The sequence below is a fragment of the Nonomuraea sp. B5E05 genome, from assembly GCF_039880665.1.
Classification (GTDB): domain Bacteria; phylum Actinomycetota; class Actinomycetes; order Streptosporangiales; family Streptosporangiaceae; genus Nonomuraea.
In genome coordinates, this window is the sequence record NZ_JBDPMJ010000016.1 from 160,885 (window position 1) to 185,906 (window position 25,022).

At 71.0% G+C, this 25,022-nt stretch carries 25 protein-coding genes; 7 read left to right on the forward strand and 18 right to left on the reverse strand.

The window, feature by feature from the left end:
* The first annotated feature begins 33 nt into the window (after positions 1–33).
* The gene (locus ABGB01_RS27975; RefSeq protein WP_347776498.1) at positions 34–777 is read left to right on the forward strand and encodes a hypothetical protein; all 744 of its coding nucleotides are present in this window, start codon (positions 34–36) and stop codon (positions 775–777) included.
* Positions 778–780: 3 nt separating this feature from the next.
* Positions 781–2,127 (forward strand): O-antigen ligase family protein, encoded by a 1,347-nt coding sequence (locus ABGB01_RS27980; RefSeq protein WP_347776499.1) that lies wholly within the window; start codon positions 781–783, stop codon positions 2,125–2,127.
* Here the strand turns inward: ABGB01_RS27980 and ABGB01_RS27985 are convergent.
* Both ABGB01_RS27985 and ABGB01_RS27990 read right to left on the reverse strand, forming a co-directional pair.
* Positions 2,076–2,987: a hypothetical protein gene (locus ABGB01_RS27985; protein ID WP_347776500.1), complete on the reverse strand. Its 912-nt coding sequence runs from the start codon at positions 2,985–2,987 to the stop codon at positions 2,076–2,078. The genes ABGB01_RS27980 and ABGB01_RS27985 overlap by 52 nt on opposite strands.
* Positions 2,988–2,990: 3 nt before the next feature.
* A complete protein-coding gene (locus ABGB01_RS27990; RefSeq protein WP_347776501.1) occupies positions 2,991–3,539 on the reverse strand; it encodes a dTDP-4-dehydrorhamnose 3,5-epimerase family protein in 549 nt (182 codons plus the stop codon).
* 26 nt (positions 3,540–3,565) lie between these two features.
* On the opposite strand from ABGB01_RS27990, the gene ABGB01_RS27995 reads away from it, so the two are divergent.
* A complete protein-coding gene (locus tag ABGB01_RS27995; RefSeq protein ID WP_347776502.1) occupies positions 3,566–4,411 on the forward strand; it encodes a glycosyltransferase in 846 nt (281 codons plus the stop codon).
* Here ABGB01_RS27995 and ABGB01_RS28000 read toward each other — a convergent pair.
* The 10 genes from ABGB01_RS28000 to ABGB01_RS28045 all read right to left on the reverse strand — a co-directional run bounded on the left by ABGB01_RS28000 (position 4,384) and on the right by ABGB01_RS28045 (position 16,070).
* Complete coding sequence (locus tag ABGB01_RS28000; protein WP_347776503.1) at positions 4,384–5,568, reverse strand: glycosyltransferase family 4 protein; 1,185 nt, start codon at positions 5,566–5,568, stop codon at positions 4,384–4,386. The genes ABGB01_RS27995 and ABGB01_RS28000 overlap by 28 nt on opposite strands.
* Positions 5,558–6,865 carry a nucleotide sugar dehydrogenase gene (locus tag ABGB01_RS28005; RefSeq protein ID WP_347776504.1) on the reverse strand — a complete coding sequence of 436 codons (1,308 nt, stop codon included), beginning with the start codon at positions 6,863–6,865 and terminating at the stop codon, positions 5,558–5,560. The genes ABGB01_RS28000 and ABGB01_RS28005 overlap by 11 nt, the downstream gene beginning before the upstream one ends.
* 101 nt (positions 6,866–6,966) lie before the next feature.
* Entirely contained in the window at positions 6,967–7,986 is a 1,020-nt protein-coding gene (locus ABGB01_RS28010; protein WP_347776505.1) for a GNAT family N-acetyltransferase, read from the reverse strand.
* A complete protein-coding gene (locus tag ABGB01_RS28015) occupies positions 7,983–8,885 on the reverse strand; it encodes a glycosyltransferase family 2 protein (RefSeq protein WP_347776506.1) in 903 nt (300 codons plus the stop codon). The genes ABGB01_RS28010 and ABGB01_RS28015 overlap by 4 nt, the downstream gene beginning before the upstream one ends.
* Positions 8,885–9,547, reverse strand: a complete 663-nt coding sequence (locus ABGB01_RS28020; protein WP_347776507.1) for a polysaccharide deacetylase family protein — start codon at positions 9,545–9,547, stop codon at positions 8,885–8,887. The genes ABGB01_RS28015 and ABGB01_RS28020 overlap by 1 nt, the downstream gene beginning before the upstream one ends.
* Before the next feature lie 55 nt (positions 9,548–9,602).
* A complete protein-coding gene (locus ABGB01_RS28025; RefSeq protein ID WP_347776508.1) occupies positions 9,603–10,502 on the reverse strand; it encodes an NAD(P)-dependent oxidoreductase in 900 nt (299 codons plus the stop codon).
* Positions 10,503–10,513: 11 nt separating this feature from the next.
* Positions 10,514–11,446: a hypothetical protein gene (locus tag ABGB01_RS28030; protein WP_347776509.1), complete on the reverse strand. Its 933-nt coding sequence runs from the start codon at positions 11,444–11,446 to the stop codon at positions 10,514–10,516.
* A 20-nt stretch (positions 11,447–11,466) separates the two neighbouring features.
* On the reverse strand, positions 11,467–12,513 hold the full coding sequence (locus tag ABGB01_RS28035; RefSeq protein ID WP_347776510.1) for a 2-oxoacid:ferredoxin oxidoreductase subunit beta: 1,047 nt from the start codon (positions 12,511–12,513) through the stop codon (positions 11,467–11,469).
* A complete protein-coding gene (locus tag ABGB01_RS28040) occupies positions 12,506–14,350 on the reverse strand; it encodes a 2-oxoacid:acceptor oxidoreductase subunit alpha (RefSeq protein ID WP_347776511.1) in 1,845 nt (614 codons plus the stop codon). The genes ABGB01_RS28035 and ABGB01_RS28040 overlap by 8 nt, the downstream gene beginning before the upstream one ends.
* A gap of 241 nt (positions 14,351–14,591) precedes the next feature.
* Positions 14,592–16,070 carry a polysaccharide deacetylase family protein gene (locus ABGB01_RS28045; RefSeq protein WP_347776512.1) on the reverse strand — a complete coding sequence of 493 codons (1,479 nt, stop codon included), beginning with the start codon at positions 16,068–16,070 and terminating at the stop codon, positions 14,592–14,594.
* A 109-nt stretch (positions 16,071–16,179) separates the two neighbouring features.
* On the opposite strand from ABGB01_RS28045, the gene ndhC reads away from it, so the two are divergent.
* Complete coding sequence (gene ndhC, locus ABGB01_RS28050; protein ID WP_347648421.1) at positions 16,180–16,551, forward strand: NADH-quinone oxidoreductase subunit A; 372 nt, start codon at positions 16,180–16,182, stop codon at positions 16,549–16,551.
* A 214-nt stretch (positions 16,552–16,765) separates the two neighbouring features.
* Here ndhC and ABGB01_RS28055 read toward each other — a convergent pair whose 3' ends face one another.
* Entirely contained in the window at positions 16,766–17,950 is a 1,185-nt protein-coding gene (locus ABGB01_RS28055) for a transposase (RefSeq protein WP_347776513.1), read from the reverse strand.
* Between the two features lie 239 nt (positions 17,951–18,189).
* On the opposite strand from ABGB01_RS28055, the gene ABGB01_RS28060 reads away from it, so the two are divergent.
* The 3 genes from ABGB01_RS28060 to nuoH are packed head-to-tail and all read left to right on the forward strand — an operon-like array spanning position 18,190 to position 20,133.
* Positions 18,190–18,660 (forward strand): NADH-quinone oxidoreductase subunit B family protein, encoded by a 471-nt coding sequence (locus ABGB01_RS28060; RefSeq protein WP_347776553.1) that lies wholly within the window; start codon positions 18,190–18,192, stop codon positions 18,658–18,660.
* Positions 18,657–19,199: an NADH-quinone oxidoreductase subunit C gene (locus tag ABGB01_RS28065; protein ID WP_347776514.1), complete on the forward strand. Its 543-nt coding sequence runs from the start codon at positions 18,657–18,659 to the stop codon at positions 19,197–19,199. Before ABGB01_RS28060 ends, ABGB01_RS28065 begins: the two co-directional genes overlap by 4 nt.
* Positions 19,192–20,133, forward strand: a complete 942-nt coding sequence (nuoH, locus tag ABGB01_RS28070; protein ID WP_347776515.1) for an NADH-quinone oxidoreductase subunit NuoH — start codon at positions 19,192–19,194, stop codon at positions 20,131–20,133. The genes ABGB01_RS28065 and nuoH overlap by 8 nt, the downstream gene beginning before the upstream one ends.
* Positions 20,134–20,302: 169 nt before the next feature.
* Here the strand turns inward: nuoH and ABGB01_RS28075 are convergent, their stop codons facing one another.
* The 5 genes from ABGB01_RS28075 to ABGB01_RS28095 form a co-directional block, all read right to left on the reverse strand.
* Positions 20,303–20,761, reverse strand: coding sequence for a MaoC family dehydratase (locus tag ABGB01_RS28075; RefSeq protein ID WP_347776516.1), 459 nt, complete (start codon positions 20,759–20,761; stop codon positions 20,303–20,305).
* A complete protein-coding gene (locus tag ABGB01_RS28080) occupies positions 20,758–21,648 on the reverse strand; it encodes an amidohydrolase family protein (RefSeq protein WP_347776554.1) in 891 nt (296 codons plus the stop codon). The genes ABGB01_RS28075 and ABGB01_RS28080 overlap by 4 nt, the downstream gene beginning before the upstream one ends.
* Positions 21,649–21,658: 10 nt before the next feature.
* A complete protein-coding gene (locus tag ABGB01_RS28085) occupies positions 21,659–22,585 on the reverse strand; it encodes an SDR family oxidoreductase (RefSeq protein WP_347776517.1) in 927 nt (308 codons plus the stop codon).
* 103 nt (positions 22,586–22,688) lie between these two features.
* Positions 22,689–23,951, reverse strand: a complete 1,263-nt coding sequence (locus ABGB01_RS28090; RefSeq protein ID WP_347776518.1) for a 2-hydroxyacyl-CoA dehydratase family protein — start codon at positions 23,949–23,951, stop codon at positions 22,689–22,691.
* On the reverse strand, positions 23,939–25,021 hold the full coding sequence (locus ABGB01_RS28095) for a 2-hydroxyacyl-CoA dehydratase family protein (RefSeq protein ID WP_347776519.1): 1,083 nt from the start codon (positions 25,019–25,021) through the stop codon (positions 23,939–23,941). Before ABGB01_RS28095 ends, ABGB01_RS28090 begins: the two co-directional genes overlap by 13 nt.
* Position 25,022 lies beyond the last annotated feature (1 nt).

A 25,022-nucleotide genomic window follows, 5' to 3' on the forward strand; every position in this document is an offset into this window, starting at 1 on the left:
ACATCCATGAGGCAGGACTCGCAGGGAGGGCACGTGGATTTCTGGGGGACCGTCCTCGTCCTGACGCGACGCTGGCTCGTCGCGATCCCGGCCTTCCTGCTGGCCGTCGGCGCCGCGTTCTACGCCTACTCCACGATCCCCGTCACCTACACCGTCTCCGCGGTCCTCGTGCTCACCGCGCCGACCAGCGGCGGGACCGTGCCACCCGACCCCGGCCAGCCCGTCCCGCAGGTCAACCCGCTGCTCAACTTCGACCACGGGCTCGACGTCGCCGCGTCGATGCTGATCAACGTCATGAGCACGCCGGACATGGTGGTCGAGATGGGCGTGCGCCCCGACGGCGACACCACCTACGCCGTCACCAACGGCACCAACAACCTGGAGTCGCTGGCGACGGGCCCCCTGGTCTTCGTCGAGGGTGAGAGCCGTACGCCCGAGGCGGCCACGCGGATGGCCCGCGCGGTCATCGAGCGGGTCCGGCAGGAGCTGGACGTGCGCCAGCGGCAGGTGCAGGCGCCACGCGAGACCTACATCACGATCAGCGAGACGGTGCCGCCCACCACACCAGTGCCGCAGGAGGGCAGGAAGCTGCGTTCCGCCGCCGCGGCGCTCGGTCTGGGGGTGATCGCCGCCCTGTGCGCCGCGTTCGCCGCGGAGAGCCTCTCAGCGGCGCGCAGGGCAGGTTTCCCCCGGCTGCCGGGAGCCAGCCGCGAACGGGAGCCCGAACCGGCGGGCGGCGGGCAGGAACTGGTCACGGCCAGGAAGCCGGGGTCGTAACCGGTGGCCGCCGCGACCTCCGGCGCCCCGCCGCTGCCGGGGCGTGCCGACGGCGCCACCGTCGCCGCCGTCTTCACCGTGGTCCTGCTGGTCGTGCCCGCCCGGCTGGTGCTCAAGTATCTTCCGCTCTCCCTCACCCCCGCGAACGTGGTCAGCCTCGCGGCGGCGCTGCTCTGGTTGTGCGCGCAGCTCACGCTCACCCTGGGCGCCGCGAAGGGGCGCAATCCCGTGCGCACGGTCCTGTTCGCCTACTTCACCGCGATGCTGGCGACCTTCGGGTTCACCACGTACGGGTACATGGACTCCGACGAGCTGAACCTGAGCGACCACTCCTTCGTTCTGGTGATCGCGACCGTCGGCATCGCGCTCACGGTCTGCGACGGCGTGCGGGGCCTGCGCCGGCTCGACTTCGTGCTGAAGACGCTGGTGGTGGCCGGCGCGGTGATCTCGGTGGTCGGCGCCTTCCAGTTCCTGTTCTCGGTGGACCTGACCAGGTTCATGGAGCTGCCGATCCTGCGCTACAGCACCGAGGGCGACTCGTTCGTCCTGGAGCGGGCCGACCTGCGCCGCGTCGCGGCCACCACCGGCCACCCCATCGAGTTCGGCGTCACCTGCGCCATGCTGCTCCCGCTGGCCGCCCACCTCGCCGTCAAGGCGCGCCTGCGCGGTGAGCCGGCGTTGCGCTGGTGGGCGTGCACGCTCCTCATCGGGCTCGGCCTGATGTTCTCCGTGTCGCGCTCCGCCATGCTGAGCCTGTTCGTGGCCGGCGTGGTGCTGTTCATCGGCTGGCCCGCGCGGCAGCGGCTGCGGGCGCTGCTGGCGGGCGCCGGGTTCGTGGCGGTCATCTGGGCCGCGGTGCCCGGCCTGCTCGGGGCCATCGCCGGGCTGTTCACCGACCTCGGCAACGACGAGAGCATCCAGTACAGGACCCACGACTACGCCGTCGCCGGCCAGGAGATCGGCCGGCACTTCTGGCTCGGCCGCGGCCTGGGCACGTGGTACGCCCCCAAGCACCAGATCTTCGACAACCAGTACATCCTGTCGATGGTGGAGACCGGGCTGATCGGCACCGTGGCGTACGCGTCGGTGTTCGTGGTGGCCTGCTACGCGGCGCTGAGGGCCCGGCACCTGAGCGCCGACCCCGGCGACCGCGACCTCGGGCTCACCGTCGCCGCCTGCCTGCTCGTGCCGCTCGCCGGGTCGTTCACCTTCGACCTGCTGTCGTTCGCGACCGTGACCGGGATCGCGTTCGTGCTCGTCGGCGCGGCCGGCGCGCTGCTGCGGGCCGCGCGGGCCGATCAGCTCTCACCCTCGCAGACCAGCGGGCCGACGATCGAGGTGACCCGATAGCTCTCGTCGATGGTGACCAGCTCGTTGCCGGACCACTCCGTCCTGCCGCACTCGGAGTCGACCGGCCCGTACACCCACGACTTGTCGACCAGCTTGTTGCCGCGCACGACCTGCTTGCCGCGGGCGTTGCGCACCTGCACGCTGTACGTGCCGCCCATGACGAGGTTGTCGGTGACGATCACGTCCTGCGACTTCTCGTCGACCAGGAAGACGGGCGCGGTGATGTGCTTCGCCTCGCGCTGGTCGACGGTGTTGTGGTGGAACAACAACCCCTTGCCGCCGTTGTAGGCCTGGATGCCGTCGGAGTGGTCGCCGGGGTTCGAGCAGAGCTTCACGAACGAGTCGCGGATCTCGACGTCGTCGCCGGAGACGCGGAAGCCGTCGCTGTGCCCCTGGACCAGCACCCTGGTCGCCGTGTACTTGTCGTAGCCGATCCCGGGCAGCGGCTCGCACTTGTCCGTGGTGCCCACCGTGGTGTCGGTGATGGTGAACCGGAACGACTCGGGGCCGTCGGAGTTGATCACGTCACCGTCGATCACGCTGTTCCTGACGGTCACGTCGTCGGCGTGGATCAGCAGGTGGCCGGGCACGTGGACGCCGTCGAGCACGGTGCCGGGCCTCCTGACGCGGTAGGCGACGTTCTCCGTGTCGAGCCGCATCTTGGTCAGCTTGATCCCGCGGGGCGCGCCCGTGCAGGCCGGGGTGGGATGGTCAGGGCAGGACGAGCCGTCGGACCTGGTGATGCTCGGCGTGGGGGTGGGGCTCGGCGGCGGCTCGGCGGGCGCGGCCTGGCAGGCCGTGGCCAGCACGATCACGGCCAGCACGATCACGACCAGCGGCAGGCGGAGAGCTTTGCGCATCGCTCAGCCGCCCAGCCGCCGCAGCAGGCCGGCCCACGAGCCCGCCTCCCGGTCGCGCCGGCTGACCTCGGTGACGGGCAGCGGCCAGGCGATCCGCAGATCCGGGTCGTCGTAGCGGACCGCCAGGTCCTCGGAGGGATCGTGCGACCTGTCGATGCGGTAGCAGGTGTCGGCGGGCTCGGTGAGCGCCTGGAAACCGTGCAGCAGGCCCGGGGGCACGTACAGCGTGACGAAGTCCTCGTCGTCGAGCCGCACCGCCATGCTGCGCCCGAACGTCGGCGAGTGCGGCCTGATGTCCACCAGCACGTCGTGGACCGCGCCGCGGGCGCACCTGACGAGCTTCGCCTCGCCCTGGCCCGACCGCCCGTGCAGGCCGCGTACGGTGCCGCGCCGCGAGCGCGACTGGCTGTCCTGGACGAAGGTCTCGGGGGCCAGGCCGGCCTCGGCGGCGACGGCCGCGTCGAAGGTCCTGGTGAACAGGCCGCGGCTGTCGTGGTGCGGCGTCGGCCTGAACAGCACGACTCCGTCGAGCTCGCCCTGCTCTGCTTTCATGTGTCGTCCTTCCTGGAGGCGGTCCGATGAAGCCGGTGGTCAGCGTCGTCATCCCGGCGCACAACGAGGAGCCGGTCGTCGCGGAAGGGCTGGACCTGCTGCTCGCCGGGACCGCGCCCGGCGAGTTCGACGTCGTCGTGGTGGCCAACGCCTGCACCGACCGCACCGCGCGGGCCGCGGCCCGGCCGGGCGTGCGGGTCCTGGAGACCGCGACCCCCGGCAAGGCCCATGCGCTGCGCCTGGGCGACGCGGCGTGCGCGACCTTCCCGCGCGTCTACCTCGACGCGGACGTGCGGATCGACGCCGGCTCCGTGCGGGCGCTCGCCGCCGCGGCCGCCCGGCCGGGCGTGCTCGCCTGCGCGCCCGCGCCGGAGTGGGACCTGACCGGTACGGGCCCCGTGGTCCGTCGCGTGCACCGCGTGCACGACCGGCTCATCGCGCCGGCCAGGGCGCTCGCGGGCGTCGGCGTCTACGTGCTGAACGAGCGCGGGCACGCGCGGGCCTTCCCGCTGCCCGACGTGATTTCCGACGACGGCTGGGTGGACGGCTGCTTCACCGGCGACGAGCGGGTCGTGGTGGCGCGGGCACGCTCCGTCGTGCGTCCCGCCCGCACGGTCCGCGCCCACCTGCGCCGGCGGGTCAGGGTCAGGCAGGGCAACCGGCAACTCGCCGGGCTGGGCGTGCCCGACCGCCCGCTGCGCCCGCGTGCCCTGGGCGCGCTGCTGGCCTCGCGTACGGTCGGCCCGCTCGACGCCGCCTGCTATCTGGCCGTCCTGGCCCTGGACCGGCTGCTCACCAGGCTCCGCGGCGGCAGGACGAGCTGGGGCACCGACGCCGGCAGCCGTCACCGCGACCCCACGGCAGCCTCGTAGGCCGCCAGTAACGCCGCCTTCGAGTGCTGCCAGGACAGCGGGCCCGCGACCCTGGCACGGCCGATCTCGCCCATCCGCCGCCGCTCGTCCGGGTCGTCGAGCAGGCGCGCGATCAGCTTGGCGAACTCCGACTCGTCGTTCGCGGGCGCGTACAGGGCCGCCTCGCCCGCCGACACCCGCGCCTCGCGCAGTTCGAACGAGACGATGGGCCTGGCCATGGCCATGTACTCCATGATCTTGTTCATGGTCGAGACGTCGTTGAGCGGGTTGAGCGGGTCGGGCGACAGGCACACGTCGGCCGTGGACAGATAACGCAGCAGGTCCTCGTCGGGGATCCTGCCGGTGAACTCGACGGCGTCCGCCAGGCCCAGCTCGCGGGAGAGCGCCACCATCGCGTCGAAGGTGTCGCCGCCGCCGACGAACACCGCGTGCCAGTCCGTACGCCCATGCTCGTCGCGCAGCCGCGCCAGGCTGCGCAGCGCGTAGTCCACGCCGTCCTGCGGCCCCATCACGCCCAGGTAGCACAGCAGGTACGGCTTGCCGCGCCGCAGGCTCTCGTCGGGCGGCACCTGGCGGAACCGCTCGACCGCCGGGGCGCTGCGCACCACGAAGACGTCCTCGGGACGTTTGCCGCCCCGCGACAGCGCCACCTGCTTGTAGCTCTCGTTCGTCGCGATCACCACGTGCGCGGCCCGGTACGTCATCCGCTCCAGCCGGCGCACCGCCCGGTACAGCAGGTCCTCACCCCGGTCGAAGCGGGACAGGTAGAGCTCGGGCACCAGGTCGTGCTGGTCGAAGACGAACCGCGTGCCCTTGCCCCGCATGGCCCGTGCCACCAGGAAGAACAGGTCGGGCGGGTTGCAGCCGTGCACCACGTCGAACGTGCCGAGCCGCCTCGACAGGCGGACGGTGTGCCACAGCGCCGAGCCGTATTCGCGCAGGTAGCCGAGAGGGCCGCCGGTGGCGGCGCGCAGCGGGTAGCGGTGGATGCGGATGCCGTCGATGACGGCCTCGGGCTCGGTGTCCTGCTTGACGCCACGAGGGCAGACGACGTGCACCTCCCAGCCTGCCTGGTGCAGGGCCGTGCACTCCTGCCAGACGCGCCGGTCCATCGGTACGGACAGATTCTCGACGAGGATGAGCGCTCTACCACGCAATGCCTGTGTAGTCCCTTCTGCCCCGCTGGGCCTCCGCGTCAGGAACGCGTACGAGGTCGACGATCCTTCGCTCGCCCGCGCGGCTCAGCGCGTCGAGCACCGTGGGGTCCGCACATCCGATCACGCACACCTCGGCGTGCCGGAGCACCTCGTCCACCGAGTCGGCGAGCAGCTCGCCCAGGTGGGGAAGGCGTTCGGCGATGTAGGCGCGGTTGGCGCCCACCAGCCGCGACAGGGTCACGTTGGCGTCGTAGATGCGCAGGTCGTAGCCCTTGCCGAGGAGCCGTTCCGCGAGTTCGACGAGAGGGCTCTCGCGCAGGTCGTCCGTGCCGGGTTTGAACGACAGCCCGAACAGGCCGATCCTGCGCCGGCCCGCGGCGGTGACCAGGTCGAAGGCGCGCTGGAGGTGCGCCTCGTTGGCGGGGAGCACGTGGGAGAGCAGCGGGACGGACACGTCGGCCTTGCGGGCCGCGTAGACGAGGCCGCGCAGGTCCTTGGGCAGGCAGGAGCCGCCGAAGGCGAAGCCGGGCCGCAGGTAGGCGGGGCTGATGTTGAGCTTGCGGTCGGCCAGGAACACGTCCATCACCCGGTGCGAGTCGAGGTCCATGGCCTGGCAGATCGCGCCCAGCTCGTTGGCGAACCCAATCTTCACCGCATGGAAGGCGTTGTCCGCATATTTGGCCATTTCGGCGACAGGGATCGGCACCCTGAAGACGTCGCCGGGCAGCCCGTCGTACAGCGCGGCGACCACGTCGCCCGCGGCCTCGTCCGACTCGCCGATCACCGTCTTGGGCGGCGCGAAGAAGTCGCGCACGCTGGTGCCCTCGCGCAGGAACTCGGGGTTGACCGCCACCCCGAAGTCCACCCCCGCCCGCAGCCCCGACGACAGCTCCAGGATCGGGACGAGCAGGTCGGCGCAGGTGCCCGGCAGCATGGTGCTGCGGAAGACCACCACGTGACCCGGGGCCAGCGAGCGGCCGATCTGCTCGGCCACCCGCTCCAGGAAGGTCGTCGACAGGCTGCCGTTGGGCGCCGACGGGGTGCCCACGCAGACCAGCGACACCTCGCTGTCCCTGACGGCCTGGGCGGCGTCCGTGGTGGCGCGCAGCGCGCCGCCGGCGACGGACGTCGCGACCAGTTCCCCGATGCGCTCCTCTACGATCGGCGCGCGGCCGTCGTTGATGAGATCGACCTTGGCCTGGTTGACGTCGACGCCCACGACCTGGTGGCCCATGGAGGCCAGGCAGGCCGCCGAGACGCATCCGACGTAACCGAGTCCGAAGACACTAATTCGCACAGCCGCCTCCGTTAGGGACCGTCTGCTGTGGACCGCCGTCTGGAGAGCAGCGCGCGATTTCCCCCGCCTCCACCGATATGTCGGGCATGTCCGTTGGAACGTTACGGTTTTCTCCGCGACCTGACCGATCGTGCGATCGATCTCGCCTCCGACAGCGCCGACGCGACGGCTCGACGTACCGGATTCCTCGTGACGACGCCCTGGCAGACCACGCTCTCGCCGGTCTTCGCCCGCCGTTTGTACTCGTCCTCGCCTCTGCCGAGATCGATGCGGGCGACGCCGAGCGCCGGGGCGGCGGCCACCAGCTCGCGCAGCAGGATCCAGCCGGGCGACAGCCGGGCGAAGGCCGGGTCGTAGACCGGGAACCACCAGTGCAGCACCCCACCCGACCTGAGCCCGAAGTGCGCCGCGAGCAGGTGCTCCCCGGCGTGCAGCGTGGACAGCACGCCGCGGAAACCGGGGTCTCGGGCGCGCAGCAGGCCATCGAGCAGCCGCACCCGGTCCGGCTCGGCGAAATAGTCCTTGGCGCCGGTCGCGGCGTACTGCGCCCGTTTGAGCTCGACCACCCGCGCCAGCGCCCTGGCGTCGGACGAGGCCGCCGCGAACCGCAGCTCCCCGAGCTCACGCTCCGCCTTCGCGGCCCGCCGCCTGGCCTGCCCCATGTTCTCCTTGCCGCTGCGCGAGGCTCGGCCCAGATAGCCCGCCAGCCCGCCGGTCACATCCAGGTACGGTGACGGCCTGCGGGAGACCACCCACCGCTCGAACCCGGGAGCCTCCTCCACCAGGTGGTCGAACGAGAAGGCGGCGGCCCCGTTCCCGAGCAGGTCGAGCGGCCGGAACCCGGTGCCGGCGGCCAGGATCGGGCCCTGGAAGTCCGCGCCCGGCCAGCCCACCGGGCGCAGCAGCCGCCCCTCGCGGTGGTGCGGCAGGAACGCGACGGGCGTGCCGCCGTCGCGCGCGACCGCCACGTGGACGGGCCGCCCGGCGGCGTGCACGGCCGCCGCGAAACCCGGGTGGAAGTAGGGGCTGTCCAGGGCCGGGTTGGCCGCACGCAGCGCGTGCCAGGACTCCAGCTCGGCCGGGGTGAGCGCGGTGAACGGCGCCACGCGCAGCCCGCTCATTGCGGCAGCGCCGTCATCCGGCGTGACGGCCGCAGCAGCGCCGCCACGCAGGCCCGCGACGTGCGCCGCCCGGCCAGCGCCCGCACCGCCTCACCGGCCAGCACGGCCAGGTAGTACGCGGCCCCCGACGCCGGCCCGTGGCGCCGCCGGTACAGGCGCACCTTGTTCACGACGAGCAGCGCCGCCAGTGCTGGATTCACGCCCGAGTCGCCGCCGATGTGCTCGATCACCGACGCGGGCTCGTACCACGTCGTCCATCCCAGGTCGGCGGCGCGCAGGCAGTAGTCCGTCTCCTCGCTGTAGAGCAGGAACGACTCGTCCCACGCGCCCACCTCGCGGATGACCCGCGGCGCGAGCAGCATGGCCGCACCGGTCGCCCAGGCGTACGCGCCGGGCCGCGCGTAGTCGCGCGGATCGGTCACCAGCTCGCCCAGCCCGCCGACGCGCCCGGCCAGCGCTCCGCCGACCAGCGCCTCGGCCAGCGCTCTGCCCACGGTCGGCCTCCTGCGCAGCGACGGCTGGAGCGTGCCGTCGGGGTTGACCATGTAGGGGACCGCGATGCCCCGGCCGGGCTCGCGCAGGCAGCCGAGCAGCGGCGCGATAGATCCGGGGCGCAACCGGCAGTCGGGGTTGAGCACGTAGACGCCGTCGAGCCCGTCGAGGTCGAGCACGGCGGTCCCGGCGTTGATCGCGGCGGCGTACCCGGCGTTCCTGCCGACCTGGACCACCGTGACCCCGGCCCGCTCGGCGACGGCGACGGAGTCGTCCTTGGAGGCGTTGTCGGCCACCACCACGTCCGCCAGTTCGACCCCTTCCGCGCCGCGCGCCAGCGAGTCGAGGCAGCCTCCGAGCACGGAGGCGCTGTTGTAGGTGACGATCACGACGGCGACCCGGCTCATCAGCGCACCCGCTTGTACAGGCGCATACCGAGCTTGCCCGCGCGCCGGGCGAGCGGCGCTCCGCCGTCGAGCACCCGCCCGATCCAGGCGCCGTCGAGGTCGTGCCTGAGGCTGTTACGGGCCTGGAGCCAGGAGCCCGGTCTGGCCCGGCCGCCGTCGCTGGTGTAGGCACGGGTCACCCCGGCCATCCGCAGCCGGCGCAGGACCCGGCGGTCGTAGGAGCCGAACGGGATGGCCACCCGCGACACCGGCGCGCCGGAGAGCCCGGCGAGCACGGTTCTGGACCTGGTGAACTCCTCGGCCACCTGCGGGCCGTCCAGCGTGCGCCAGTCGCGGTGCGCCCAGCCGTGCGAGCCGACCCGCATGCCCGCGCCGACCAGTTCGCGCACGCCGTCGGCGTCTAGCCTGCCGGGCTCGCCGAGCCGCCCGGCCAGGACGAAGAACTCCGCCCGCAGCCCTCGCTCCACCAGCCGGGGAAGGGCTATCTCGACATCGGATGCGTTCCCGTCGTCGAACGTGAGCCGTACGTCGGGGCGGCCGGCCACCGCGTCGACCACCTGCTCGAACTGCTCGACCGTCACCCACGTCGCGTCCTCGCCGCGTTCGAGCGCGCGGGCCGTCTCGCCGATGCCGTGCACGGTCAGGTTGGTTACCGCACGCATCCTGCCCCCTGGTCAGAAGGTCACCAGGAGAGTTATCGCGTCCCAGGTTGGACCGTTACATCCGTTTTGCGTACCAGGCGACGGTCTGGCGCAGCCCTGCTTCGAGCGTGGTGGCCGGTCGCCAGCCCAGCACGCGCTGGGCGGGCCCGATGTCGGAGCGCTGCGTACGGTCCAGCGGCCTGGCCGCGACGGCCCCGAACTCGGGCCTCGCCGCCCCGCCCACGATGCGGGCCAGCAACTCCGCCGTGTCACGGACGGAGACCGGCTCCGGCGTGCCGATGTCGAGGACGTGCCCGGCCGCCTCGCCGCCCGCCCCCGCCAGAACGAACGCGTCCACCACATCCTCCACGTACACCCAGGTGACCAGCCTGGCGCCGGACGTGAGCCGGGGCGGCTCCCCGTTCAGCAGCGACGTGGTCACGTACGGCACGAGCCTGGCCGCGTTCGGATCCCCTGGCCCGTAGACCATCGCCACGCGCAGCACCGAGACAGGGACCTGCCACAGGGCGTGGAACATCCGGGCGTACCCCGTCGCCGCGGCCTTCGCCGCCGCGTACGGCGAGCCCGGTACCTGTCCGTCGCGCGGCTCCTCCACCGAGCCCGCCAGCACCACGCTGCGGACGGGGGCGGCGGCCACGGCGGTCAGCAGGTTGACGGCGGCGCCCAGGTTGCCCGCCAGCGTCGGCGCCACCGTCTCCGGCTCGCGTGCGCCGGTGACCTCGCCGGCCAGGTGGAAGATCACCTCCGGCCGGACCGCGGCCACCAGGGCGGCCGTCGCGGCGACGTCGCGCAGGTCGGAAGCGTGCCAGCGCTCGCCGTGCCCGGTGGTCGCCGGCGGGCGGCGGCTGACCGCATGCACTCGCGCGCCCAGCCCGGACAGGCGGCGGACCAGGTGGGAGCCGATGAATCCGGTGGCGCCGGTGACCAGTGCGCGCATCCCCTGCCAGGCTGACATACGGCCTCCGGTCAGTCGTGTTGTTCGGGTGACGGGATGGGCTCGCCCGTGTCGTGCCAGACGTTGCCCGCCTTGGCGGCGAGTTCGGAGCGGGTGCTCAGCAGGATCGGGCAGTCGTGCGCGGAGCCTCGCCCGAACCGGTTGCCGGTGACGCGCTGCCCGGTCAGCGGGCGCCCCAGCGGCGTGTGGTCGATGTTGACGATGCAACCGCCGCCGTCGAGGTAGTTGTCCTCCACCCGCAACTCGTCGGCCGAGGACTGGACGGCCGCGTTCGGGTCGCGCGTGGTGGACAGGTCGATCGTGTTGTGCCGCAGCGTGACGCCGCTCTGGTCGGCGAAGGCCTGGACGCCGTCGTTGTGGGTGGGCCCGCCGCCCTGGTCGGGGTCGTGGGCGAACCAGCTCAGGTCGTGGATGTAGGAGTCCTGGACCAGGGTGGCGGTGTGGGCCTTGACGCCGTCCACCGTGCCACGGAACTCCGAGCGGTAGATCTTCGTCGAGGCCGCCCAGATGCCGTCGATGGACGGCGAGGGATGGGCGGGGTGGAACTCGGAGTCCTCCACCACCGTCTCCTTGGCCTGCTCGGTGTCGAGCAGCGGCCGCACGTCGGTGGTCGCCGCGCCGCGGAAGACACATTTGCGGAATGTGACACCGCGCGCGGTCACCACCACGAAGCCGTCGAAGATCTTGCCTTCGATGACCTCGCCGTCCTTGGCGAAGGTCTGGTCACCGGTGACGACGGTGAGCGCGGTGCCGGGCGGGACACCCGTGGAGGCCGCGTCGGGGAAGCCGGGAGGGCCTGGCCCGCCGGTCTCCGGGGGCGGGCTCCCGTGCGTGACCGGGTTTTCCGAAGCCTGGCCCGCGGGCTCGCCGAGCTGCTGGGCGACCGTGACGGCCAGGGCCAGGGCGGCGACCGCGGCTATGACATACGACCACGTCTTCGCCACCCTGGCATATTCGCGAAAAATCAGCCGATGCGCCAGGTGTCGCCACCCAGCAGCAGCTCGCTCAGGTCGCCGGCCCCCGTGCGGGCCGCGGCCTCGTCGAGCTGCTCGGCCATGAGCGTGTCGTAGGCCGGGCGGGCGACCTGCCGGAAGATGCCGATCGGCACGTGCTCGAACGCCGGCTCGTCGAGCCTGCTGAGCGCGAAGGCCACCGACGGGTCGGGGTTGTGCGCGTCGTGCACGAGGATCTGGTCGTCGCTCACGCTCTCGCGGGCCACCACCTCGAGGCCCCCGCTCGCGGCGCGTACGACGGCCTTCGAGGCGCTCGCGATGGGCTGGCCGTGCTCCAGCCGCACCGTGATGTCGTCGCGGACCTCGGGGTCCTTGAGCTGCTCGAAGGCGTTGTCGTTGAAGATGTTGCAGTTCTGGTAGATCTCGACCAGCGACGTGCCGTGGTGCGCGGTCGCCTCGCGCAACACCGACTGCAGGTGCTTGCGGTCGGAGTCGATGGTCCTGGCCACGAAGGACGCCTCGGCGCCGATGGCCAGGGAGATCGGGTTGAACGGCTTGTCCAGCGACCCCATCGGCGTCGACTTGGTGATCTTGCCGACCTCGCTCGTGGGGGAGTACTGGCCCTTGGTCAGACCGTAGATCCGGTTGTTGAACAGCAGGATGTTGAGGTTGACGTTGCGGCGCAGCGCGTGGATCAGGTGGTTGCCGCCGATCGACAGCGCGTCGCCGTCACCGGTGATCACCCACACCGACAGGTCGGGACGCGAGGTGGCCAGGCCGGTCGCGATCGCCGGAGCCCGGCCGTGGATGGAGTGGAACCCGTAGGTGTTGAGGTAGTACGGGAACCGCGACGAGCACCCGATGCCGGAGACGAACACGATGTTCTCGCGCCTGAGCCCCAGCTCGGGCAGGAAGCTCTGCACGGCGGCCAGGATCGCGTAGTCGCCGCAGCCCGGGCACCAGCGCACCTCCTGGTCGGACTTGAAGTCCTTCAGGGTCTGCTTCACGTCGGTCTTGGGAACGAGCGAGAGCCCCTTCCCGTTCACCAGCTCAGTCATTGTCGATCACGTCCTGGATGACTCCGGCCAGCTCCTCCGCCTTGAACGGGAGCCCGCGCACGCGGTTGTAGCTGATCACGTCGACGAGGTAGCGGGCCCGCAGCAGCAGCGCCAGCTGGCCCAGGTTGATCTCGGGCAGCAGCACCTTGTCGTAGCGCTTGAGGATCTCGCCGGTGTTGGCGGGCAGCGGGTTGAGGTGGCGCAGGTGGGTCTGGGCGACCTTGCCGCCGCCCTTCCTGATGCGCCGCACGGCGGCGGCGATCGGGCCGTACGTCGAGCCCCACCCGATGACGAGCACCCTGGCGTCGCCGTCGGGGTCGTCGACCTCGAGGTCGGGCACGTCGATGCCGGCGACCTTGGCGGCCCGGGTGCGGACCATCAGGTCGTGGTTGGCGGGGTCGTAGGAGATGTTGCCGGTGCCGTCGGCCTTCTCGATGCCGCCGATGCGGTGTTCGAGGCCGGGGGTGCCGGGGATGGCCCACGGGCGGGCGAGGGTCTCGGTGTCACGCTTGAAGGGCAGGAACGTGCCGTCCTCGCCGTTCGGGGTGGTCGTGAATTCCTGCGAGATGTCCGGCAGATCGGAAATTTCGGGCAGGCGCCAGGGCTCCGAGCCGTTGGCCAGGTAGCCGTCCGACAACAACATGACCGGCGTGCGATATTTGACGGCGATCCTGGCCGCCTCGATGGCCGCGTCGAAGCAGTCGCTCGGCGACATCGGCGCCACCACCGGCACCGGCGACTCGCCGTTGCGGCCGAACAGGGCCATCAGCAGGTCGGTCTGCTCGGTCTTGGTCGGCATGCCGGTGCTCGGCCCCGCGCGCTGCACGTCGACGACGATCAGCGGCAGCTCGGTGGTGACCGCCAGGCCGACGGTCTCGGCCTTCAGCGCCACGCCGGGACCCGACGTGGTGGTCACGCCCAGCGACCCGCCGAACGCGGCCCCGAGCGCCGCGCCGACACCGGCGATCTCGTCCTCGGCCTGGAAGGTGCGGATCCCGAACCGCTTGTGCTTGGACAACTCGTGCAGGATGTCGCTCGCCGGGGTGATCGGATAGGACCCCAGGAAGAGCGGCAACTTCGACTGCACGCTGGCGGCGATCAGACCGTAGGCGAGCGCCTGGTTGCCGGAGATGTTGCGATAGACGCCCGGAGGCAGCGGCGCGGGCTTGACCTCGTAGCTCACCGAGAAGCCCTCGGTCGTCTCGCCGTAGTTCCAGCCCGCCTGGAAGGCGGCGATGTTGGCCTTGGCGATGTCGGGCTTCTTGGCGAATTTCTGCTCGAGGAACTTGATGGTGTGCTCGGTCGGCCGGTGGTAGAGCCAGGACAGCAGGCCAAGGGCGAACATGTTCTTCGACCGCTCGGCGTCCTTCTTCGACAGGTCGAAGTCTTCGAGAGCCTTGACGGTCAGCGAGGTCAGCGGGACCGCGTGCACGCGCCACTCGCTCAAGGAGTCGTCCTCGAGCGGGCTGGCGGCGTAGCCGACCTTCTGCAGGTTGCGCTTGGTGAACTCGTCGGTGTTCGCGATGATGTCGGAGCCCTTGGGCAGGTCGCCCAGGTTGGCCTTGAGCGCGGCAGGGTTCATCGCCACGAGCACGTTCGGCGCGTCGCCGGGCGTGAGGATGTCGTGGTCGGCGAAGTGCAGCTGGAAGCTCGAGACGCCGGGCAGCGTGCCCGCGGGCGCGCGGATCTCGGCGGGGAAGTTGGGCAGGGTCGACAGGTCGTTGCCGAACTCCGCCGTGCCCGCCGTGAAACGGTCGCCGGTGAGCTGCATGCCGTCGCCGGAGTCTCCGGCGAATCTGATGATCACGCGGTCGAGTTGCTGGACCTGCTTCGTCACAGCTCAGTCCTCCTCGACGCGCCAAGGCGCGGTTGATGTAGGCGCGTTCTCTGTTTCCATGCTAGATCCTCGGAAGGTCACGCGTTTGCGGGCCGCGGAAGCGGGTAACGCGGCCGGGGTCAGGGTGAGGCGGGAGAACGACGACACAGCCCGGATGCGAGCCTGCAGAGGTCCACATGCAGGCGGGCGAACAGGACGGTTCGGGTCACGTGCGCCAACTATACGTCCCCCTACACGCGCGCTATGTCAGGGGCTGCTCGCTCCCTGACCTGTACATGCGTCCGGCCTGCATCCCCGCAGTGCCGTACAACTCAGGAACGGTGACAAAGCTGTAACCCTTCCCGCGCAACCTTTTGAGGATGTCCGGAACCGCATCGACGGTTTCCCGATGGATGTCGTGCATGAGAATGATCGCACCTGGATGCGCCGCGCGCACCGCTCGTTCGGCGATGTCGGCAGATTTCCCGCCCTTGTGGTCGTGGGTGTCGACGTCCCAGGTGACCAGCGACATGCCCTGCTCGGCCGCGACGGCGCGCAACTCCGGGCCCACGGCCCCGTACGGCGGCCGCACGAGCGTCGGCGTCCGCCCGGTCGCGACGGAGATCGCGTTCCCGGCCCGCCTCAGCGAGTCGGCGATCTTGCTGGTGGGCAGGCCGGAAAGGTTCCTGTGCGTCCAGCCGTGGTTCCCGACCAGGTGCCCCTCGGCGCTCATCCGCAGCACCAGCGAGGGGTCGGCGGCGGCGTTCGCGCCGAGCGGGAAGAACGTGGCCCGCGCCCGGCCCTCCTGGAGCTTGTCGAGCAGCGCGCCGGTGTGGGGACCGGGACCGTCGTCGAACGTCAGCGCCACACACTTGGTCTCGGAGCAGTCGGTGGTCACGGCCAGGTTTCTGACGGCCTCGGTGTCGTCCGCGGGATCGTCCGTGGGCGGGGGGCCGTTCAGGTCCTCCGCGGCCTTCCGCGCCGCCGCCCTGACGCCGTCCTGCGCCCGCGCCCCCAGGCCGGACAGCAGCGGCGTCACGTCGTCCGCCGGCACGGCCGCCGCCACCCGGCCCAGCCGGCACGGCCCGGCCTGGCAGTCGTCGAACTCGACCACCAGGTCCCCGTCGCGGTTGAAAGCCATCGAGTCGAACCGGTCGGCGTCCGCGATGATCCCGCCCGCCACGATCCGAGACCCGCGCTCCTGGATCAGCTCCCGCTTGACCAGCACGCCCAGCCTGCGCAGCGCGTCCTCGCCCGCGAGCAGCCCGGAGGAGCCGACCGCCCTGCCGTCGCGCGGGTCGAACCAGTACGTCCGCGTGGAGTAGTACCATCCCGCCTTCAGCTTCTCGCCGGTGCGCATCCGCACGGCGACCGCCCTGGGGGAGGAGGCGGCGAGCTGCCAGTTCACGTTCAGCTCAGGCCGCGGGCCGGCCGCCCTCGTCTTCGCGCGCTCGCGGAAGGCACGCAGCTGCGCGCGCGCCCGCTCGCGCAGCGTCCGGTTGAGCGCGGGGGCCTCGTCCAGCTCGGGGTAGGTGATGTGCGCGTACGTGCCGTCGGCGGAGTCGCCGTTGGTGAGCGTTCTGGTGGACAGGCCGACCACGGTCGTGGGGTCGACAAAGTCGATCGACGTCGGCTCTGCCGGGACCACGATGTCCCTGTCGGGCACGGTGGCGGCCATGCCGCAACCGGACACCGAGAGGGCCAGCAGAGCGATTCCTGGAGAGAATCGCTTTTTGCGCATGCATGTCAGGTTATGTGGGCGATCTTCTCATTTACTCTGATTTGGGATGATCAGGTGCTGACTTTTGACCATCTCCCGGTTTGCGTCTCCCCTGAGTTACCATCCCGTCATGGACGGCTATTTCGGGTCGTACGTGCTCGTCGCCGCGCTGCTCGCCATCGGCGTCGCCATCGTGGCCGGCGCCCTGCTCGCCAACCGCCTGCTCCGCCCCTCCAGGCCCACGCCCGACAAGCTGACCACGTACGAGTGCGGGGTCGACCCGGTGGGCGAGGGCTGGGCGCAGTCCCAGGTCCGCTACTACGTCTTCACGTACCTCTACGTGGTGTTCGCGGTGGACGCCGTCTTCCTGTTCCCCTGGGCGACCGTCTTCGACGCCCCCGGCTACGGGCTGACCACGCTCGTCGAGATGTTCGTGTTCCTGGGGTTCATCGCCCTCGGCATCGTCTACGCCTGGCGCAAGCGCGTACTCACCTGGACGTGAGGATGTGGCACGTTGCCGAGCTCGACGCGGCGGCGAGCCGCGTGGCACGGGCCATCAGGGAGAACGCGCAATCAGCCCGCTACCACTGACCGCGCGGGGGCATCAGGCTCAGCCCAACGGCTGTTCACGCCAGGGGAGATCCCTTTGCGTTCCCCCTGATGCGCGTAAGAATGGGCACGTGACTCCTCCGCTCCCTGAAGGAAGCGGCTTTTCGCTAAGCCGCTTGCGCAGCCTGGCGAAGGGCAAGCCCTGCCCTCAAGATGTTGATCGCCGCGTTCGCGTCGGCGTGCGCGGCATGCCCGCACGCCGTGCAGGCGAAGTCGGCCTGGGTGACGCGGTTCTCCTTCGCGCAGTGCCCGCAGCGCGAGCAGGTGCGGGAGGTGCCGGCGGGGTTCACCGCGATCAGCTTGCGACCGGCGCTTTCAGCCTTGTACGCGAGGACCGTCAGGAACACCCTCCAGCCCGCGTCCAGGATCGACCGGTTCAAGCCGGACTTGGCGGCGACATTCCGGCCGGGAGCTTCGATCCTGCCGGACGCCGAGCGGGTCATGTTCGCGATCCGCAGGTCCTCGTGCACGATCACGTCATAGGCGCGGACCAGGGCGAGCGCGGCCTTGTGCGCGTGGTCGAGCCGCTGGCGGCGGACCTTGGCATGCAGCGCGGCCACGCGGGCCACCGTCTTGCGCCGCCGCTTGGAGCCCCGTTGCTTGCGGGCGAGGTCTCGCTGGGCGTCCGCCAGACGGCCGGCGGTGGCGGCCAGGTGGCGGGGGTTGGTCAGATGCTGTCCGTCGGAGGTGGTGACGAGGGACGCCACGCCCATGTCGATCCCCGCGACCGTGCCGGCGGCGGGCAGCGGTTCGGCGGGCACGTCGTCGCACGACAGCACCACGTACCAGCGGGAGCCCTCGCGCTTGACGCTGATCGTCTTCACCTGGCCGCGCACGGGCCGGTGCCGGTGGACGCGGACGTGTCCGACCCCCTGGAGCCGCACGTGGGTGGTGGTGGGGTGGCCGGGCTGGGAGTCCCACCGGCAGCCGTCGCCGTCCTTCGGCCACTCGACCGTGTTGAACCGGCCACGCCCCTTGAAACGCGGAAAGCCCGGCGCGCGACCCTCACCGACCCGCTTGAAGAACGCGGCGAACGCCTTGTCGAGCCGTCGCAGGGTGGCCTGCTGGGACGAGAACGACCAACGCCCCTGCCCGTCCGCATCATCGGCGCGGATGTGTTTCAGCTCGGCCGACTGATCGCCGTACCGGACGCTCACGCCCGCCTTGGCGTAGGCGGTGCGGCGGTGCTCCAGAGCGGCGTTGTACAGCGTGCGGTGGTTCTCCAGGCACGCCGCCAGCGCCGCCGCCTGCCGGGCGGTGGGGCGCAGCAGGAATTTGAACGATCTGCGCACACCCACCTCCCGTCACGTTCGGTAACGACAACGCCACGATACCGGCTGGCGCCGACAAAACCAGGAAGGACATCCGTGATGCGCGGACCTGACAGGTCAGGGCACGCTCGGGCCTTGACGGGCCCGCTCCCGATTCCCCCGTCGCCTCAAGTCGACGGTCCCCTCGGGAGACTCTGATGGCAGCAACGGACCTCCCGATGCCCACAGTGGGGCCGATCTCCAGATTGGCCCCCAAACCCATGCGCTTCGTCCTCAACTGGGGCAGGCGCTATTCGCTGTGGGTGTTCAACTTCGGGCTGGCCTGCTGCGCCATCGAGTTCATCGCGACGTCGGCGAGCCGCCACGACTTCATCCGCTTCGGCGTCATCCCGTTCGCGAACGGCCCCAGGCAGGCCGACCTCATGATCGTCTCCGGCACGGTCACCGACAAGATGGCCCCCGCCGTCAAGCGCCTCTACGAGCAGATGCCCGACCCGAAATACGTGATCTCGTTCGGCGCCTGCTCCAACAGCGGAGGCCCCTACTGGGACTCCTACTGCGTGACCAACGGCGTCGACCAGATCATCCCCGTGGACATCTACGTCCCCGGCTGCCCGCCCAGGCCGGAGGCGCTCCTCTACGGCATCACCAAGCTCCAGGAGAAGATCGCCGGGGAGAAGCTCAGCGACCGCTACGTCTGGTCACGCTCCCACTCGTCGGAGGAGGGGTGACCGCCCGGATCGCCGAACGGTTCGGCGAGCGCGCGGAGGTCACCGAGTCGTACGGCGACCTCACCGTCGACGTCGCACCCGGCGACTGGATCGAGCTGCTGACGTTCGTCCGCGACGAACTCGGCCACACCTTCTTCGACTGGCTGACCGGCGTCGACGACCCGCCGGACACGTTCCAGATCGTGGCCCACGTCTGCAACCCCGACGCCCGCACCCGCCTGCTGCTGCGCACCCGGGTCCCGCGCGCCGACCCCCACCTGCCCAGCGCCGTCGACGTCTACAGGGGCGCCAACTGGCACGAGCGCGAGACGTACGAGATGTTCGGGGTGATCTTCGACGGTCACCCCTACCTGGTGCCGCTGCTGCTGCCCGACGGCTTCGAAGGCCATCCGCTGCGTAAGGACTTCGTCCTGGCCGCCCGCGTGGCCAAGGCGTGGCCCGGCGCCAAGGAGCCCGGCGAGTCGGGGCACGGCGCCCCGAGCCGCCGCAAGACGCTTCCGCCAGGAGTTCCAGCCGACTGGGGGCCGCCCGATGCTTGACGTGGTGCTGAGCTTCGCCGTCATCCTCCTCGTGTTCCTGGTGCTGCCGCTGATCGTGGGGCAGACCGAGCACAAGGTCATGGCGCACATGCAGTCGCGGCTGGGCCCGATGTACGCGGGCGGCTTCCACGGCTGGGCGCAGCTCATCGCCGACGGGGTGAAGTTCGCGCAGAAGGAGGACATCGTCCCGGCCGCGGCCGACCGCCGCATCTTCATGATCGCCCCTGGTGTGGCGCTCGTGCCCTACCTCCTCGTGCTGATCGTCATCCCCCTCGACCGCGGCCTCGTGGCCGTCGACCTCGACCTCGGCCTCTTCTTCGTGCTCGCCGTCATGGGCGTGGGCGTGCTGGGCGCGATCATGGCCGGGTGGGCCTCGGCCAACAAGTACTCCGTGCTCGGCGGCATGCGCTCGGCGGCCCAGCTCATGGCGTACGAGCTGCCCCTCGTGCTGGCGGCCTCGTCGGTGGCGATGGCCGCGGGCACGCTGTCGATCCCCGGCATCGTCGAGGCGTGGCAGTGGTGGTGGTTGCCGTGGCAGGCCATCGGCGGCGTCGTCTTCTTCGTGGCCGGGCTGGCGGAGCTGCGGCGCCCGCCGTTCGACATGCCGATCGCCGAGTCCGAGATCATCATGGGCCCGATGACGGAGTACACCGGCATGCGCTTCGCGCTGTTCATGCTCGCCGAATATGTCGGGATCGTGGTCCTGTCGTTCCTGACCACCGTCCTGTTCCTGGGCGGCTGGCACGGGCCGTTCCTGCCCGGCTGGTTGTGGACCCTGGTCAAGGTGTTCGCGCTGGCGTTCGTGGTGATCTGGCTGCGGGTGACCTATCCGCGGTTGCGCGAGGACCAGCTGCAGAAGCTCGCCTGGGCCGGGCTGGTCCCGCTGGCGCTCGTGCAACTGGCGCTCACCGGGGTCGTCAAGGTCATCGTCTGACGCCCCCTGACCGCTGCTCAGCTCTCCAGGCGGGCCAGGCGCCGCAGCCGGTTTCTCTGGATCTTCCCTGAGCCCGTCTTCGGCACGTCGTCCGTGACGTCTCGGTGTTCGGCCTCCTGTCAGCTGGGGGTCGGGGAAGCAGGTACGGCAGCACGAACCGGGACGTCAGTCAGGCGTAGTGCCGGTAGATGGCGCGGGCGACGCAGGCCGGCTTGTCCGCCCCCTCGATCTCGACGACGAAGTCGAGGTGCATCTGCACGCCGTCGCCGGGCACGTCCTCGACCGAGGCGACGGTGGCGGCCAGGCGGATCCGCGCGCCCACCTTGACCGGGTTGGGGAAACGCGCCTTGTCCAGGCCGTAGTTGATGCTCATCTTGACGCCCTGGATGTCGAGCAGCTCGTTGAACAGCGGGATGACCAGGGACAACGTCAGATAACCGTGGGCGATCGCGCCGCCGAACGGCCCGCTCGCGGCCCTGTCGGGGTCGACGTGGATCCACTGGTGGTCGCCGGTGGCGTCGGCGAAGGTGTTCACCCGGTCCTGGGCGATCTCCAGCCAGCCGCTGTGGCCGAGAGACTCGCCGGCCAGCGCCCTGATCTCGTCGAGCCCGTACGCCGTGGTGGTCATGCGTCTGCCGTCCTCTCCTGGGTGCCGAGCCCGAGCAGGCGTACGGCGTTGTCCTTCAGAATCTTCGGGCGGACCTCGGGCTTGATCTCAAGCTTGCCGAAGTCGGCCAGCCAGCGGTCCGGGGTGATCACGGGGTAGTCGGAGCCGAAGAGCACCTTGTCCTTGAGCAGCGTGTTGGCGTACCTCACGAGCTGCGGCGGGAAGTATTTCGGCGACCAGCCCGACAGGTCGATGTGGACGTACGGCTTGTGGGTCGCGACCGCCAGTGCCTCGTCCTGCCACGGGAACGACGGATGGGCCAGGATGATCCGCAGCTCGGGGAAGTCCACGGCCACGTCGTCCACCAGCATCGGATTGCCATATTTGAGCCGGATGCCGCCCCCGCCGGGGACACCCGCGCCGATGCCGGTCTGCCCGGTGTGGAACAACGCCGGGACGCCCAGCTCCTCGATCGCCTCGTACAACGGGTAGGCCACGGGGTCGTTGGGGGCGATGCCCTGGATGCTCGGGTGGAACTTGAACCCGCGCACTCCGTGCTCCTCGACCAGCCGCCGCGCCTCGCGCGCGCCCGCCCTGCCCTTCCAGGGGTCGACGCTGGCGAACGGGATCAGCACGTCGGCGTGTTCGGCGCAGCTCTCCGCGACCTCTTCGTTCGAGATGCGCGGGTGCCCGGTGGCGTGCTCGGCGTCCACGGTGAACACCACCGCGGCCATCCTGCGCTCCCGGTAGTACGCGGCCATCTCGGGGATGGCCGGTTGCCGGTGCCCGTGGGCCTTGAAGTACTCCTCCGAGGCGCCGAACAGCTCAGGGCTCAGCGAGCGGTGGCCGTCCTTGGAGATCTCCGCGTGGGTGTGCACGTCGATCGCGACCAGCCCGGCGACGTCCATGGCCGCCATCTCAGGCTCCCTGCCCGGTCTCGGCGGGGGCCTTGGGGGCGGGGATCCCGTACGTCTCAGGCTCGGCGCCGACCCCCGTCTGCCAGGAGGCGGCGATGGCGTCGGCCGTCCATCCTCCGTCGGCGAGGGCGACGGCCTTCTCCTTGGGGTGCGACCACAGGGCGAGGCGGTCGCCGCCGATCCCGATCGCCTGGCCGGTGATCTCGGCGGAGGCGTCCGAGGCGAGGAACACGATCAGCCCCGCGACGTCCTCGACGGTGCCCAGGCCCTCGTCCTTGCGCAGCCAGGCGGGGAACGGCCGGCCGGTCCGCTCGGACTCCTCGATGATCGGCGCGAACACGGGAATGGTCTTGGTCATCTCCGTCGCCGCCACCGGCACGACCGCGTTCACCGTGATCTTCGCCCTGGCCAGCTCGATCGCCCAGGTCCTGGCCATGGCCACGATGCCGGCCTTGGCCGCCGCGTAGTTGGTCTGGCCGAAGTTCCCGCGCTGGCCCGCCGGCGAGGAGATCAGGATCAGCCGGCCGCCGGTGCCCTGCTCGCGCATCTGGACCGCCGCGGCCCGCGCGCAGGTGAACGTGCCGCGCAGGTGCACGTCGATCACCGCGTCGAAGTCGTCGTCCGACATCTTCCACAGGACCCGGTCGCGCAGGATGCCCGCGTTGGTGACCATCACGTCCAGCCGGCCGAACTCCTTGACCGCTGTGGCGACCAGCCGGTCGGCCACCTCGGCGGAGCCGACGGGGGCCTCGACGCTGCATGCGCGGCCGCCGCTCCCGGTGATGGCCGCGACGACCTGCGCCGCCGCTGCGGCGTCGACGTCGTTGACGATCACCGCCGCTCCGGCCGTGGCCAGCGCCTCGGCGTATGCGCGGCCGAGCCCGCGGCCCGCACCTGTGACAACGGCGACCTTGCCGGACAGCTCCATGAATTCCCCCTGAGGTGTTAGGCGGATGAGTGCGAATATGTGTCGATAGATCCTCGACACCTTGGCGTACGGCAGGACCCGCGGTGACGGGTCTTCATCCAGGTCAGGCCATGACGACGTCCTCCAGCCACTGACCGACGCGTACGACCATGTCGTCGTCGAAGGTGCGGGTGTCGACGTTGTCGGCATGGATCTCGAGCACCGGAAACCCGGCCGCCTCCAGTGCCCTGGCGGTGAAGTAGCTCCCCCGGGGGTCGTCGGAGACCAGATGGACCACGCCGTCGATGCCGTGCGAGCGGGCCTCCTTCACGTACCACTCACTCGACCACGGCGGGGTGTAGAGCTGGTCGCTGAAAGCGGCGAAACGCGCCGCCAGCGCCCTCATCGGGTCGTCGCCGTAACGGATGTAACCGTCGGCGGCGATGGCGAGGTACATCGACCAGACGAACACCGCACCGTACTCCTCCTGGAAGCGCTGGTAGAAGCCCATGTCGTACCAGAGGCCGCGGCCGATCCACATCAGCCGAGCCCGCTCGCCCGGGCACGCGGCCCGGCCCGCGTCGACCCGGTCGCGCACCTCCTCGTAGAAGCGCCTGGCGAGGTCGCGGGCCCACTCGGTGCCGCGGTGCCACTGCGGGAGCATGACGCTGGGGATGCTGTCGACGACGCTGAGCGGCGCGGGCCGGGCGCGGGCGACGAGGGCGCGCGCCTTCCTGTTCCACTCCTCCTGCTCGTTGGCCAGGGCCATCACCTCACGGAAGCGGGACTCGTCGAACCGCCTGCCGGTGGTGGTCTCGAGGAACCTGACGAGGTTCTCCAGCTCCGCGGTGAGCAGGTCCAGCCTGGCCGGGCCGACGGCCTCTTCCCACCGGTGCGGCATGAGCTCCCACCAGTTGACGGGGACCTCGTTCTCGGCGGCGCTCTCCAGGGGGTAGAAGGTGACCCCCGGCTCGTGACCCCAGATGTCGAAGATCTTGCGGGTGACGTCGCCGGAGGCGTCGCAGACGACGATGTCCGGCCTGGGCAGGCCGCCCCACGGGCCCGCCTCCGGCTCCGGGCCGAACGCGGAGCCGAGGGTGACCGCGTTGTACTGCTCGGAGTAGTCGGGGTAGCCGCGCTGCCGCACCAACTCCAGGTAGTGCCCCGAACGCTGCTTGGCGGTCACCAGAGAAGCCCACCACTGGCTGACCGCGTACGGGATGTCCATCGTGCGGAAGATCTCGTGGGGGACGTCCGCGTTCAGCAGGGCGAACGGCTCGCCGGCGGCGACCCGCCCGCGCAGGTCGGCGAACCACTCGCGCTGGTGCCTGCCCGCCTCGGCCGCCGTGTCGAGGGATTTCACACTGCGCGATCTCACGTCGGGCATGGATGTTCCTTCCGCAGGGCGGTCAGATCGGCACGCCCGTACTCCTGGCGCTCCAGCAGCACGGCGGGGATGTCCAGAGCCGCGCGCTGCTCGGGGAAGTCCCAGGCCGGGGCCTCGTCCCCGGCTCTGCAATAGGCGACGAAGAGCTCGGCCCCGCAACGCCGTACGGCCTCCGCCGCGTGCGCGGCGCGCTCGCCCGCCGTGGCCCGGTGGGCGGTCGGACCGCTGTGGTGGTAGCGCTCGGCCAGCGCGTCGAGGCCGCCCGCGCCGACCGGCTCGTTCATGAAGAGGCCGCCGAAGGAGTGGTCCTCGCCGACGATCACCTGGCCTTCGGACTCGATGGCCTCGTACACGTGCGGTGTGTCGTGGTCGCTGCCGCTCAGGAAGACGCGCCGTCCCGCGTGCTCCGCGAGCTGATCCGCCTCGGCCAGCAGCCGTTCCAGCAGCGCGACGTGCTCATCGACGGGCAGGACCGCATTGGCCACCGCGAGGAACTGCCGCCCCGTGAGACGGGCGGGCACGGCCCTGCGCAGCTCGGCGGCGGCGGCCAGCAGCCGGCGCCGCTCGTCGTGCGCCGCCACCGCCCCGGCCAGGTCGAGAGGGCGGCCGGTCCAGGCTTCGAGCCGGGCCGCGAACTCGCCGATCCTGCGCCGGTTGTACCGGGCGGTCGTGCGGTGCGGCAGGTGCAGGATGTCCACCAGGTACGCCTCGGGCAGTCCCGAGCCCGGCTCCACGCGGTGAAGCTCACGCAGCGCGTAGAACAGCCGCAGGGACGCCTCGCAGTCGTGCGAGACCACGATGCGATCCAGGTCGCCGAAGGACCCGGCGAGCAGCCGGGCGAGCACCGAACGGGCCACCGGGTCCACCCCGCGGCCCAGGTATCGATCTCCGAGCGCGAAGCCGGACTCCGGGTCGCCCGTGAGGCGGAACGCGCGCACTCCCGCGGCGGTCAGCAGCTCGACCGGCACGTCCGCCCCGACGTAGCCGACGACCGGGGCCCGGGCGTCGGCCCGGTCCTTCGAGCCGCGCCGGGTGTACGCCTCCTCCAGCGCCGCCAGCGCCGTAGGCATG

Coding starts and splice junctions, on each gene's coding strand:
- ABGB01_RS27985 (WP_347776500.1), bottom strand. CDS start 2,987: ATGCGCAAAGCTCTCCGCCTGCCGCTGGTCGTGATCGTGCTGGCCGTG.
- ABGB01_RS27990 (WP_347776501.1), bottom strand. CDS start 3,539: ATGAAAGCAGAGCAGGGCGAGCTCGACGGAGTCGTGCTGTTCAGGCCG.
- ABGB01_RS27995 (WP_347776502.1), top strand. CDS start 3,566: ATGAAGCCGGTGGTCAGCGTCGTCATCCCGGCGCACAACGAGGAGCCG.
- ABGB01_RS28010 (WP_347776505.1), bottom strand. CDS start 7,986: ATGAGCGGGCTGCGCGTGGCGCCGTTCACCGCGCTCACCCCGGCCGAG.
- ABGB01_RS28015 (WP_347776506.1), bottom strand. CDS start 8,885: ATGAGCCGGGTCGCCGTCGTGATCGTCACCTACAACAGCGCCTCCGTG.
- ABGB01_RS28020 (WP_347776507.1), bottom strand. CDS start 9,547: ATGCGTGCGGTAACCAACCTGACCGTGCACGGCATCGGCGAGACGGCC.
- ABGB01_RS28025 (WP_347776508.1), bottom strand. CDS start 10,502: ATGTCAGCCTGGCAGGGGATGCGCGCACTGGTCACCGGCGCCACCGGA.
- ABGB01_RS28035 (WP_347776510.1), bottom strand. CDS start 12,513: ATGACTGAGCTGGTGAACGGGAAGGGGCTCTCGCTCGTTCCCAAGACC.
- ABGB01_RS28045 (WP_347776512.1), bottom strand. CDS start 16,070: ATGCGCAAAAAGCGATTCTCTCCAGGAATCGCTCTGCTGGCCCTCTCG.
- ndhC (WP_347648421.1), top strand. CDS start 16,180: ATGGACGGCTATTTCGGGTCGTACGTGCTCGTCGCCGCGCTGCTCGCC.
- ABGB01_RS28060 (WP_347776553.1), top strand. CDS start 18,190: ATGCGCTTCGTCCTCAACTGGGGCAGGCGCTATTCGCTGTGGGTGTTC.
- nuoH (WP_347776515.1), top strand. CDS start 19,192: ATGCTTGACGTGGTGCTGAGCTTCGCCGTCATCCTCCTCGTGTTCCTG.
- ABGB01_RS28075 (WP_347776516.1), bottom strand. CDS start 20,761: ATGACCACCACGGCGTACGGGCTCGACGAGATCAGGGCGCTGGCCGGC.
- ABGB01_RS28080 (WP_347776554.1), bottom strand. CDS start 21,648: ATGGACGTCGCCGGGCTGGTCGCGATCGACGTGCACACCCACGCGGAG.
- ABGB01_RS28085 (WP_347776517.1), bottom strand. CDS start 22,585: ATGGAGCTGTCCGGCAAGGTCGCCGTTGTCACAGGTGCGGGCCGCGGG.
- ABGB01_RS28090 (WP_347776518.1), bottom strand. CDS start 23,951: ATGCCCGACGTGAGATCGCGCAGTGTGAAATCCCTCGACACGGCGGCC.
- ABGB01_RS28095 (WP_347776519.1), bottom strand. CDS start 25,021: ATGCCTACGGCGCTGGCGGCGCTGGAGGAGGCGTACACCCGGCGCGGC.